This is a genomic window from Halomonas sp. DP8Y7-1 (assembly GCF_019801685.1).
Classification (GTDB): domain Bacteria; phylum Pseudomonadota; class Gammaproteobacteria; order Pseudomonadales; family Halomonadaceae; genus Halomonas; species Halomonas litopenaei_A.
Genome location: NZ_JAHVIN010000005.1, coordinates 231,139 through 244,044, shown reverse-complemented (window position 1 = coordinate 244,044; position 12,906 = coordinate 231,139). Strand labels below are relative to the sequence as shown.

The 12,906-nt window shown below is 57.5% G+C and carries 8 protein-coding genes; 1 reads left to right on the top strand and 7 read right to left on the bottom strand.

Annotated features, from left to right (window positions below; translation table 11 throughout):
* Positions 1-1,615: 1,615 nt before the first annotated feature.
* The 5 genes from KUV41_RS06490 to dapA all read right to left on the bottom strand — a co-directional run bounded on the left by KUV41_RS06490 (position 1,616) and on the right by dapA (position 10,727).
* On the bottom strand, positions 1,616-6,682 hold the full coding sequence (locus KUV41_RS06490) for an Ig-like domain-containing protein (RefSeq protein ID WP_222485051.1): 5,067 nt from the start codon (positions 6,680-6,682) through the stop codon (positions 1,616-1,618).
* 565 nt (positions 6,683-7,247) lie between these two features.
* Positions 7,248-7,961 carry a phosphoribosylaminoimidazolesuccinocarboxamide synthase gene (gene purC, locus KUV41_RS06485; RefSeq protein WP_206940029.1) on the bottom strand — a complete coding sequence of 238 codons (714 nt, stop codon included), beginning with the start codon at positions 7,959-7,961 and terminating at the stop codon, positions 7,248-7,250.
* 55 nt (positions 7,962-8,016) lie between these two features.
* Complete coding sequence (locus tag KUV41_RS06480) at positions 8,017-8,817, bottom strand: MBL fold metallo-hydrolase (protein ID WP_222161651.1); 801 nt, start codon at positions 8,815-8,817, stop codon at positions 8,017-8,019.
* Entirely contained in the window at positions 8,817-9,782 is a 966-nt protein-coding gene (locus KUV41_RS06475) for a lipoprotein-34 (protein ID WP_222161650.1), read from the bottom strand. The genes KUV41_RS06480 and KUV41_RS06475 overlap by 1 nt, the downstream gene beginning before the upstream one ends.
* Before the next feature lie 60 nt (positions 9,783-9,842).
* Positions 9,843-10,727 (bottom strand): 4-hydroxy-tetrahydrodipicolinate synthase, encoded by an 885-nt coding sequence (dapA, locus tag KUV41_RS06470; protein WP_206940035.1) that lies wholly within the window; start codon positions 10,725-10,727, stop codon positions 9,843-9,845.
* 213 nt (positions 10,728-10,940) lie between these two features.
* Here dapA and KUV41_RS06465 point away from each other — a divergent pair, with 213 nt between their 5' ends.
* On the top strand, positions 10,941-11,417 hold the full coding sequence (locus KUV41_RS06465) for a peroxiredoxin (protein WP_222161649.1): 477 nt from the start codon (positions 10,941-10,943) through the stop codon (positions 11,415-11,417).
* 68 nt (positions 11,418-11,485) lie between these two features.
* On the opposite strand, the gene KUV41_RS06460 is transcribed toward KUV41_RS06465, so the two are convergent.
* Together KUV41_RS06460 and KUV41_RS06455 are read right to left on the bottom strand one after the other, a co-directional pair.
* A complete protein-coding gene (locus tag KUV41_RS06460; protein ID WP_206940039.1) occupies positions 11,486-12,589 on the bottom strand; it encodes an AI-2E family transporter in 1,104 nt (367 codons plus the stop codon).
* Positions 12,586-12,828 carry a sulfurtransferase TusA family protein gene (locus tag KUV41_RS06455; RefSeq protein WP_206940041.1) on the bottom strand — a complete coding sequence of 81 codons (243 nt, stop codon included), beginning with the start codon at positions 12,826-12,828 and terminating at the stop codon, positions 12,586-12,588. The genes KUV41_RS06460 and KUV41_RS06455 overlap by 4 nt, the downstream gene beginning before the upstream one ends.
* Positions 12,829-12,906 lie beyond the last annotated feature (78 nt).

Below are 12,906 nucleotides of genomic sequence, written 5' to 3'. Positions count from 1 at the left end.
ATGGCGCCACCTATCGCGATGCCATTCTTATGGCTGGTATAAGCGGAGCGGCCAATGGACACGCCACCCGATCCATCAGTGACCGCCTGATCACCAATTGCTACGCTAGCCTGAGCGCTATTACCTGTCGTCGCTGCATAGCCTACTGCGACGGATCCAGGGCCACCTGCCACGGCTCCAGCGCCGACCTGGACAGTAGTGGTTGCCCGTGTCAGTTGGCGGCTGGTTCGACTGTCGCCACTGGCAGAAATCAAGGTACTTGCATAGGGCTGCGTTTGGTCGGCGTCGTCACTACTAGAGATTTGAGTGCCATCACACTCCAGACTTTCTTTCTCCGCATCTAGCACATCAACCTCAACAGAGACACCGTCACTACCCACCTTCTCACAAGGTGTCGTCGTCTCCGTCGTGGTCGCCAATACTGGCCCAGCTGCGCTCAATAGCACCACTAACCCGAGTGAAGTGACAAGGGTCCGGCCAGAGTGCTCGTGCCCTGCCCTTCTAATTGCATCCGCAAGAGGTGTTAAGCGCGTGGGTATCCGCCCAATCCCGCTAACCAGTGCATAACACTCCATTATCACTATCCTCCAACTTCAGCAGTATTCATAAGCGAGCGCCATCTTTCCGTTGAGACAAGATCTCGTCCCTCCGAAAAAGAGCCTCTAGCATGATCAAGGGAACAGGAAGCCACTAGGGAGATAGTCACCTACATTCTCACTCAAGCGTCGAATAAAGATGCACTTAATTCACCCGACCACAGCGTGTCGAAATTCGTCTCCTAAAATGCATCTGACATAAAAAAACATTTGCGTGCCAGCCAAAGCCAACACCGACCAACCATCTTGGCTCACCATAAAATGCGGACAGAATGCGTAACATTAGGCAGATACGAACACTTACACAAAGACTAATGCTGATACCTACTGACAATCAACCAAATAATTGATTCGTTAATCAGCCATTTAGATGAACATTAAAATCACAACGTGCACACTAGATCCATTAGATCAAACAAAAAGAATCGGGCCGCATGAAAAATATGGACTTTGAACCCAAAAATGCGAACTCATTATCCACCAAGAGCAGGTAGGGCAACCCATTGAGTCTATTGACCTTGTAAGCCATCAAGAAAAACGCAAATAAAAACCATATTCTCGCAGGATAAAGACTCCGCCACATGACCTAATAATACTTCATTAAAAACAATGAAGAATGCCATAGATCAACCTCCTAGACGCATGGAGCACCGAGGCAGTCAATGGGGGTATTGAGCGGCCACAAGGTTATCTCTGTCGCCAACAGGAGATATCAGGAAGTTAGGTTGCATCAGGTGCTGCCGCCAGCCGTCGGGACAGAGAGTCAGCCACCTGCATCATACAGTCACCTAGCAGGCGGGCTAACTGGCAACGCGACATGGGGGCAACACGACGGCAGGCAATGGTCTTGCCCACCTCCTCACGCATAGATATACGATGAATCAAAAAAAGCGCCCGGTATTCACCGGGCGCTATACACTTAACCATCGAGATGAGCGTCAACACGCCCATCTCAAGTGAGCATTACCTGGACTGCCGAGCCTTATCCAAGTCCAGCAATACTTTGAGAGCGGCTACTATCACTGCACCTCCAATTGACCGTTTTGAATCAGTTGGTTAAGGAAGTCACCGCTGGAGTCCCCACCCATGCTGACACCTTGCAGTAGGATGGTCTGATCCGCGTTCGCCCCGGAAGACGCGATACCACCGTCGGATTTCACCGAGATCAGTGTGTCAGCACCCTGTTGGCTGGCCACCAGATAGTCGGACACATCGCTCTCGACAGCACCATCGAGAAGATCCGATAGGTCGAGCTTGTCCGCCTCGCCGCTGGCGATGAAGCTGCCCAGGCCAAAGTCAGCGATGGTGTCCTTAGCGACGGTACTGCTGGCATCTCCCTGCTCAAAGGCAAACACATCTGCACCAAATCCCCCCAGCAGCAGGTCATCGCCCGCACCGCCGATCAGCAGATCATTGCCACCGCCGCCCACCAGCACATCATCGCCGGCGCCACCACGCAGAGTGTCGTTACCACCATCCTGGCGGGCTGAGTCCAGCAGCGAGGTGTAGTTGTCACTGATGTACTGACTCACCTGATCGCTTGTCGCCGTAACACCGTCATTGACCGCCCACTTCAGGTATTCGGTCAGGCCTTCATAGCCTAGGCCATCATGCCCCGCGGCCGTAAAGGCTTCACCGGTATCACCATTGGTCCAGACCAGATGATCGGTATTGATGGTGTCGCCGAAGATGACGTCGCTACCCGCACCGCCCTCCAGATTGTCGTTACCCAACGACTTGAGCGCATCGATCTGGCCACCATTTGCCAGGGCTGCGTCTAGATCATCGCTGTCATAGACGATATCCAGCTGGCCGTAGCTGGCCATGTCGTCATCGCCCAGCAAACGAGTTTCGAGCCGGATATCGTCAACATCCAGGCGATCATCACCTCCAATATTGTTCGCGACCTCGAAGACTAAACGGTACTGCCCTGCCTCCAGGAAGCCCGCATCCCAGGTGACCCAACTGCTCGTCTCACCGAGCGACGAGCCAGAATAATACTGCCAGCTACCGCCAACAAAGGTTTCGATGGTATAGCTGATCGAGTCTTCCGGCGATATATCATCTGTCCCGTATCTGAAACGCAATGCGGTCTTGAGGTTGTCGCTGCCGGTATCCGACACAAAAAAGGAGGGGCTAATGACCTGAGCCGCAGTACCGTCAGCCTTCCAGTCTTCTATACGGAAGAAGCCAGCGGTCTGATAGGCTTTAGTGCCATCACCAGAGGTGCGCAACCAATCCTCGACCCGCAGCGGTTCCATGGAGCCGGCGAAGAAGCGGGCCAGGTACTCAGTTTCGACCAGCGTACCCGTATAGGAAATCCCATCCGTTCCCTGAACGTCGGTGTTGTCGAAGAAGCGAAGGACATCCGTCACCGTGCCTCGACCGATCCCAACGGCGTTGACCTCGCTAAGGGAAGAAAGCTCTTCAAAGGCTTCAACCGCCTCGACGATGGCGTTCTTGTTGACCGCCCCCCCGCCATTGACGATGCCACCATTGTCATTGAGCCAATAGTTGGGCGCACCATCCGTCAGGAAGAAGGTCAGGTCTTCATAGTCGCTGTAGGCCGGATTGGCATCCTGCGCCGTCAGCCACTCGCTGGCCTTGCGAATCCCTGCTTCGTAGTTGGTAGCGCCTTCTGCGTCCAGGCCATTGATGAAGTTGATGACTGAATTGATGTCACTACCGCTGGAGCCCAGGTCAAACGCAACATGCTGCACGGCGTTGCTGTCGAAATCGACGATCTGCAGATTGACCTTGCCATCGTGGCCAACCAGGTCGACCACGAGCTTTGTCAGGGCCTGCTTCACCAGCTGTATCTTGGTCAAGCCATCGGTTCCTGAACCCACCGCCATGCTGCCAGTGGTATCAACGATCAACGAGATGTTGTAGTTGGTCGACGGCTTCAAGGTGGTCATCACGCCGCCCTGATCACCTACTAGAGCGTCGTCGCCGGCACCGGTAGTCGCACCATTGTCGCTGTTATCACCCACGAACAGTTCGTTGGATGCGGTCTGGGTCACATACACCCTAAGATCAGCGGTCGCGGCATCACCATCACCGTCGGTGAGGGTATAGCGAATGCGGGCACTTCCATCAAAACCGGCTGCTGGGGTAAAGGTCAAAGTGCCGTCAGCGTTAACGACAACGGAACCCACGCCCGCGCCACCAACCACGTTGGCGCCAGTGATGCGAGCGCCATCGGCACCGGTACCGTCATTGGCCAGCACATTCACCGTTACAGGCTCACCATCGGATGACGTGGCGGAATCAGCACGGGCAATCGGGGTGTCGTCATCGATGATCACGCCCAGCTGACCATTCGCCGTATCACCGTCCGCATCCGTGATGGTGTAACCCACGTCCAGCTTGATGTCGTCTTCGACGCCGGCCACCGAGTGATCCAACGGCTTCGCCAGGGTGACCTCGTAAGCACCGCTTGCGAGATCCGTCAGTTCAATCGTCAGCACCGGCCCCCCATTGGCACTTCCGACCAACGTCTGTCCATTGGCGCTGACCGCCCAGCTGATGCTCTGACCTTGTGATGTCAGGTTCGCAAGCCCGCTAGTCTTCCAGCTGAAGCTACCGGCACCGTCGTCTCCGAAGCGGTAGCCAAGCGTCCCGGTCGCCACCGGGCTATTCTTCAGCACATCCTTGATACCACCCGCTACGCCACCCGCCAGCCCATCTTCGTCCACCACCGCCAGAGGTACCTTGCCAGAGGGGTTCCCCTCGCCACCCGGTGTCGTCGGCGTGCCGTCGGTGCCTTCCACGGCTACCGACAGGCGGCCGACTGCCGTGTCTCCATCACCGTCAATTACGGTATAATCGATCACCACATCGCCGCTATAGCCATCAGCGGGTTGGAACGTCAAAGAACCGTCGGCATTGATCACCACCGACCCGACGCTGGCGCCACCCACTACACTCGCACCAGTAACACGGGCACCATCGGCCCCCGTGCCGTCGTTGGCCAGTACATTTACCGTCACTGACTCGCCATCGGAGGTCGTTGCTGAGTCATTGCGAACCACTGGGGTGTCGTCGTCGATGATCACACCCAGCTGGCCATCCGCCGTATCGCCGTCCGCATCCGTGATGGTGTAACCCACATCCAGCTTGATGTCGTCTTCGATGCCTGCGACCGCATGATCCAACGGCTTCGCCAGGGTCACCTGGTAAGCACCGCTTGCGAGATCCGTCAGTTCAATCGTAAGCACCGGCGCCCCATTGGCACTTCCCACCAACGTTTGTCCATTGGCGCTGACCGACCAACTGACGCTCTTACCCTGTGACGTCAGGTTAGCAAGTCCGCTGGTGTTCCAACTGAAGCTGCCAGCACCATCGTCCCCGAAGCTGTAGCCAAGCGTCCCGGTCGCCACGGGGCTATTCTTCAGCACATCCTTGATACCACCCGCTACGCCACCCGCCAATCCATCTTCATCTACCACTGCTAGAGGCACGTTGCTACCAGGCTGTCCTTCACCACCAGGTGTTACAGGCGTCCCATCAACACCTTCCACCCACACAGACAGGCGACCGACTACCGTGTCTCCATCACCGTCAACCACGGTGTAGTCGATCACCGCATCGCCGCTATAGCCATCGGTAGGCTGGAAGGTCAAGGAACCGTCAGCATTGATCGTCACGCTGCCAACAAGGTCTCCTTCATCCACAGACGCGGTAAGGACACCACCTGCGCCATCGGCGCCAAACCGATCGTTGGCTAGCACGTTCACGGTGATCGCCTCACCCGCTTGAGTTTCGGCGGTTTCATTGGCTACCACAGGACGATCGTCATCAATCACCACCTTGAGCTTGCCGGAGGCAGTCTCCCCATCAGCGTCAGTGATGGTGTAGCGAACGTAGAGCTTAACGTCGTCTTCCACCGCCGGGTTCACATGATCCAGCGGCTTGGACAATACAACGCGGTAAAGGCCATCAAGTACGTTGGTCAGCTCGATGGTAATGACCTGCTCACCGTTGCCATCCACGCCTGTAACGGTCATTCCGTTGCTCGACAGCGACCAGCTCACCGCACTACCGCCCGAGGTCAGGCTGGGCAAACCGTCAGTGCTCCAGGTAAAGCTGCCGGCTCCATCATCGCCGAAGTCATAGTTCAAACTGCCCGCGGCCACCGTCTGGTTGGTCAGGACGTCCTGAAGACCGCCTGCGATACCCCCTGCCAGACCATCCTCATCGACAACAGCCTGGGACGGCTTTGAATCGGGATCATCGTCAATTTCAGGCGTCGTCGGCCCCTCGCCACAGCCACAGTCAATTTCTACTGTCGCGCTACTCGTTGCCCCGTCTCCGTCCCCATCAGTGGTGACAATGTCAAAACGCAACGTACCCGCCGCCAACTCGTTCGCCGTGAACTTCCAAGTACCATCGGTGTTCACAATAAGAGTGCCTGCACCGGTCTCGATGTTGCTGCCAAGGGAATATTCGGTACTGTCGCCGGGCAGTCTCACCACGCTACTACGAATACCATCAGCACCAGCTGACTCGGCCCAGGTACCGGTTACCACATCCCCAGGTTGCACGCTGTCAGGCGCGTCAATCCTGTTCATCGGAGAGTCGTCATCGACGTCAATAGCCAGACGGGCTGAACTTTGGTTGCCGTCTTTATCAGTAATGGTGTAACCCACCGAGAAGACCAGATTATCTTCCACACCGGATTCCGGGTGATCCAAGGGTCCCAGCAGGTACACCTTGTAGGCGCCTGTCCCAACGTCTGTCACTGTGATGTGCAAGATCGGTGTGCTATCTGGTGTCTTGGCGGCAATGACCTGACCGTCGGCCGAGCGACGAAAAGTCAGCGGCTCGCCTTGGGACGTCAGGGTTGGAAGACCATCTGCACTCCACTGAAAGGCGCCACTATCGGCAGGGCCAGCCGCACCGAAGTCGTAGGGCAACGAGCCCTGAAAGAGCACTGCCTTGCCCGCATCATCAGCGGCTCCCCCCACCAATCCTCCAGCAAGACCGTCTTCATCGAGGTGAGCGATATCAGCAAAGCCCGAGTCGCTACTCGTGATGGCGGCGCTGACAAGCTGTGTGGCATCTGCATTCTGTGACGAACTCATTGGTTAGGCTCCCTAAGCGACAAACGAGATACATTTTTTTACACGCCTACAGCCTAGGAGACTCTTTTGCAGCACAACATTGTACTCACGTGCACAACACTTATTTCGGAAGAGAAAACTTATGGAAAAAGCACAATATTTAAGACATGGCTGATAATGATTTCTTAAAAGCCTCACATTTGAACCAAATCAGACAATAAAAAATTACTAAAAGTCATTAAAAACATATAATTACGATATTTTTTTGCCGTTACATTGAAAGACATTTTATACGCAGAAAACCCTTATATTGAGAATCGTTTATATGTCAAATCGAGTTAACAAAGGCTGCAGCCTAGCATGAATAATCTCACTTCTTTCTCATTAATAATGCCGACATATCTCAAAATAAAATGCTAATAAATTTATAGACTCCCACCCTTGCCCCTTGCCCTACCCCTGAATATCAGTCCCTTTCCCCGATTTTAGGAAGACGCAAAAAATTCATACCCAAAAAAAACGCCCGGACCAATGTCCGGGCGCTATGCGCGATATGGCAGAGCAAAAGAGAGACTGCGCAGCTCTATCAGCTGAAATCGATGCCGATACGCCGACCGACTTCTTCATAGGCCTCGATGACGCCGCCGAGCCCCTGACGAAAACGATCCTTGTCGAGCTTTTCTCGTGTTTCGGCGTCCCAAAGGCGACACCCATCAGGCGAGAATTCGTCTCCCAGCACAATCTTTCCGTGAAAGACACCGAACTCCAGCTTGTAGTCCACCAGCAGCATGCCGCCATCAGCAAACAGCTGTTTCAGCACCTCATTCACCTTGAAGGTCAGTGCCTTCATTTCCGCAAGCTGCTCCGAGGTTGCCCAGCCGAAGCTTTCGGCCAGCGACTCGTTGACCATGGGGTCATGCAGCTCGTCATTCTTCAGAAACAGTTCAAACGTCGGTGGATTGAGTGCCTGACCTTCTTCCACCCCTAGTCGCTTGACCAGGCTACCGGCGGCGATATTGCGCACCACACACTCCACCGGAATCATGTCGAGCTTCTTGACCACACACTCGGTATCCGACAGCAGTGTCTCGACGTGGGTGGGAATGCCCGCTTCCTCCAGCTTCGCCATGATAAAGGCATTGAAGCGGTTATTGACCTTGCCCTTGCGCTCCAGCGATTCCATGCGGCGACCATCGAAGGCGCTAGTATCATCTCGGAAGTGCAAAATCAGCCGATCAGGATCATCGGTGGCGTAGACGGACTTGGCCTTACCGGCATAGAGTTCTTCGCGCTTTTCCATGGGTGCCTCCACAGGCAATCAAAAGGGTTCTTAGTCAAAGGACCGAAGTCCTGAATCAATGGATCGCTTGCCAATCCAGGCCGTCGTCCTGGGCAGCCACGGTCAGGCGAGATTCATCGCCGCTCATCAGAGGCATCAGAGCCTCCAGAGCGAGTTCGGGGCGATTATTATGCTCCGACAGATGCGAGCAGACGATACGCTGAAGGCGGTCCAGCCCCAGTGTGGTCAGCAGTGCCGAGGCCTGGGCATTGGCCAGGTGCCCCCAATGCCCGCCCACTCGACGTTTGAGGCTGGGCGGATAGGGGCCATCTGCGAGCATCTGGACATCATGATTACATTCGAGAACGAGCGCATCGCAGCCGCGAAACGCTCTCTGGACGTGCTCGGTGGGGTGTCCCAGATCCGTCAACAATCCCAGTCGAATATCGCTGGCGCTGATGCGGAACTGCACGGGTTCTCTGGCATCGTGAGGCACCGTGACGGCATCGACCTCCAGCCCCTTCACCGCAAACCGAGACTGGGGAGTGATCCAATGGGTACGAGGCAGGCGCCCCAGCTTTCCCGATAACCAGGTGCCGGGCGTCAGGTGCACCGGCAGATCGTAACGGCGCGCCAGCGGGCCCACACCACGCACATGATCACCGTGCTCATGGGTAACCAGCACGGCGTCGATCTGCCGCGGGTGAACGCCTAGCCGAGCCAGGCGTCGCTCGGCTTCCTTCAGCGCAAAACCACAGTCAACCAACAAAAGCGCATCGCCGTCGGTCACCAAGGTCGCATTGCCCTTGCTACCGCTCCCGAGAGAGGCAAAGCGAAGGCCTCGGTGCACCGACTCGCTGGTAGATCCTTCCCCCATCAGCGCAGCAAGCCCTCCATGCGCTGCAGCAGCTCACGCTGGTCGTCACCGGACAGAGGCTCGTCATCGACTGCCCGAGCTTCCATCAATGTCTCTTGTCCCTGAGGCGTCAGCCGCATCTCGACGCGATGCATCGACTCGGTCAGGTCCATGGACATCAGCGAGTCGACGAAGCCGCGGGTGCGCTCGCTTTCGGTCACGTAGTCGATGACAAACCGCTTGCTGGCTTCATCTGCAGAGACCAGCTCGCGACGATCTTCCATATCGAAGTTATTCTCGAGCTGGAACGCCAGTTCGGCATAGGCCCGGTCAATGTCGAAGGGCAACACCATCACCCAATCGTCGCCGCGGGGCTCGAAGCGGATGCTCTGACGATCCGTCGCCTGCTGGGCCGAGGCCGACGCGATACTTGCGGAGGCGCTGCGAGCCTCGAAATGACGCTGCAGCGAGTTCAGGCACAGACGGTTGAGCTGCCCTGCGGTATCACAGCGAATCTCGCTGGTGCCCGTGCGCAGCCCCTGACGCAGCAACAGGCTGGCGTCGGAAGTCTCGATAACCCCAGCGGCGCTATCACTGCGCGTGATCTCGAGTCCCCGCTGCTCGGCAAAGCGCTCAAGCTCTGGCCAAACCACCGCGGGCGCAGCACCCACCACCAGCCAGCGATCTGCATCGGTTTCTCGCACCGCCACATCACCGGCAGCCACCGCGGTGCTGGCTGACAAGGTCTGAGGCAAGGGCGCCGCAAAGTCACCCTCGCGAGCATAGAAACTGCCGCTCGCCTGAGGCACCGGCATGATGTCGCGGTAGCGGCTCTGGTCCCGGGTGCCAGGCAGCGTCAGAGGAGCGGCCTGCCGAGCGTCAGCATAGTCCTCGTTGCGGTCGTGATAGTGCCCTTCCTTGGCACAGCCAGCCAAAGCCAGTGCCGCGATCATCGCCAGCGGCAATCCTTTAAGCGCAGAATTCATGCGTCCACCTTGGTTGATAATTGAGTCCACGTCATCACGACCGAGAGGAATGCCGCAGCATCAGTCCTCGATCAGTCCCGCCAGCTGCAGCGCTTCGCTGATGGTGGAGTGGTATTTCTCGCTGAGCCAGGTCAGCGGCAAGCGGATCCCCGGCTCGATAATGCCCATACGGTTGAGCGCCCACTTCACGGGAATCGGGTTGGCCTCGATGCCGAGATTGGTGTGCAGTGGCAGCAACCGCGTGTTGATCTGGTGCGCTTTTTCCGTCTCGCCGGCAATCGCGGCGACACACAGGTCGTGCATGGCCTTGGGTGCGACGTTGGCCGTAACCGAGATATCACCGTGGCCGCCCATCAGCATGAAGTCACAGGCCGTGGCATCATCGCCGGAATACAGCATGAAGTCGCTGCCTTCGAGGCGTTCGATCAGGTCCTCTGCCCGCTCCAGGTTACCGGTGGCGTCCTTCAGGCCGATAATATTATCCACCTCGGCCAGACGCAGCACCGTCTCGTTGTAGATATCGGAGCAGGTACGGCCCGGCACGTTGTAGAGGATCACCGGCAAGTCACTGGTCTCGGCGATGACCTTGAAGTGCTGGTACAAGCCTTCCTGGGTCGGCTTGTTGTAGTAAGGCGCCACGGTCAGACAGTAGTCGGCACCGACTTCCTTGGCGTAGCGGGTCAGCTCCACCGCCTCGGTGGTGTTGTTGGAGCCAGTGCCTGCGATAACGGGAATACGGCCATTGACCTCTTCCACTACCGTGCGAATCACATCGAAATGCTCGGCAAAGGTCATGGTCGTGGGCTCACCGGTGGTGCCCGCCGCCACGATGGCATCGGTACCGTTATCCAGGTGAAAGTTAACCAGTTTGCGCAACACTTCCCAGTCGATATCGCCATTGGCCTTCATCGGTGTCGCCAGAGCGACGATACTGCCCGTGATCATCCTCGTTGTTCCTCTGTTGTCGGCTTGCCAAACACCTGATTTCCGCGATTCCGGCAAGCGTGGTTGGCCAAGGGGGTCGCGACCCGGGGAAGCGTGATCGTGACCAGAGCACAAATGGTACTCAGGCGGCCATACCCTGTACAGCCGCGTCTTTACATAGCGTGTTGCATTGCGTGTAATCGGACATCCATCTACGCCAATTTCGGAGCCCCCATGACTGTAACTGTTGGCGAACAGGTCCCCGACTTCAGCGCCACCGCCACCGGTGACACCACCTTCTCTCTGGCCGAGCAACGTGGCCGCCAGGTCGTGGTCTATTTCTATCCCAAGGCCAGCACCCCCGGCTGCACCACCGAAGGGGGCGACTTCCGGGACCACAAGGCCGACTTTGATGCTGCCAACACGCTGGTTGTTGGCGTGTCTCGGGATGGCATCCGCGCCCAGGAGAACTTCAAGGCCAAGCAGTCCTTCAACTTCGAGCTGATCTCCGACAAGGACGAAGCCGTCTGCCAGCTATTTGACGTCATCAAGCTCAAGAAGCTTTACGGCAAGGAACACCTGGGTATCGAGCGCAGCACCTTTCTGATCGACGCTGAAGGGCGACTGGCCAGGGAGTGGCGCAAGGTCAAGGTGAAAGGCCATGTGGAAGAAGTGCTGGAAGCAGCGCAGGAACTGAACGCCCAGCGCTAGCAGCAGGGCCAGGCCGCGACGGGGACGACCCGTCGCATCCACTGACCGACCGGCATCGACGCGCGAGATCAGCCGTCGGTGCCGGTACTCCCCGGTAGCCTGGCCATGCTGCGCTCCTTGATGCCCCGTGGCCAGGCATAGACCAGCGCCTTGAGCAGGGTCGCCAGCGGGATCGCAAAGAACACCCCCCAGAAGCCCCACACGCCGCCGAAGAACAGCACCGCCAGAATGATCGACACCGGATGCAGGTTGACCGCTTCGGAAAACAGCACCGGCACCAGCACGTTGCCATCCAGCGCCTGGATGACCCCATAGGCGACGATGACATACAGAAACTGATCCCCCAGGCCGAAATGAAATCCTGCCACTGCCGCCACGGGCAGTGTCGCCACCGCTGCGCCGATGTAAGGCACCAGCACGGAGAACCCCACCAGCACCGCCAGCAGCGCTGAGTAAGGCAGACCGAAAAAGGCGAAGGTGAAAAACGTCACCGTCCCGACGATGACAATTTCCGTCGCCTTACCCCGCACATAGTTGGCAATCTGGCAGTCCATCTCCTTCCATACCCGCGTCATCAGATCACGCTTGGCCGGCAGCAGTGACACCGTGAAGCCCACCAGGCGATCACGATCCTTGAGCATGAACAGCACCAGAATCGGCACCAGCACCAGATAGATGATCAATCCCAGCACGTTGCCGAGGGAAGCCAGCGACAGCGTCAGCGCGCGCTGGCTCAACTGCGTTGCTTCACGGCTCAGCACCCCGATCCAGTCCTGGACCAGGTCTGGAGTGATCAGCTGGGGGTAGCTCATCTGCAGGTCATCCAGCATCTGCTGGCCGGCGGCGAACATCCTTGGTGCTTCCTGTATCAGGCTCGCCAGCTGATTCCAGATCAGCGGCAGCAACACCAGCGCCATCGCCAGCAGCACACCGACGAAGGCCAGGAAGACGGTCATTACCGCGACGAGATGCGGCACCTTGCGTCGCGTCAGGCTGTTGACCGCGCCCTGCAACAGAAAGGCCACTACCAGAGCGGTGAGGAACGGCGCCAGCATCTGGCCCAGCCAGATCACCACCGCAAAGCCGGCCACCAGCAGCACCAGCAGCAGAACCGCTTCCTCATCCGAGAAATAGTGGTCTACCCAGCTACGGAATACCGTCCGCAGGCTCATGCGTCACCCGCCTTGCGCAGCCAATAGACATAGACATCGTCGCGCTGTTCACGCCCTTCCAGCACATGAGAACTATGCTCGGCAAAGCTCTCGAAATCTCGCCAGGAGCCGGCGTCGGTCGCCCTGACTTCCAGCAACTGCCCAGGCGCCAGGCGTGAAAGCGCCTGCTTCGCCTTCAGCAGCGGCAGCGGACAGGGAAGTCCGCACGCATCTAGCACATCGTCAGGTTGCACTGCCATGATCTCTCCCGAGAGAATGCGATATTGGTCCGCCCCAAGCGTTGCCACCCCATGGGCATACAGCCCCGCTGGCAAATT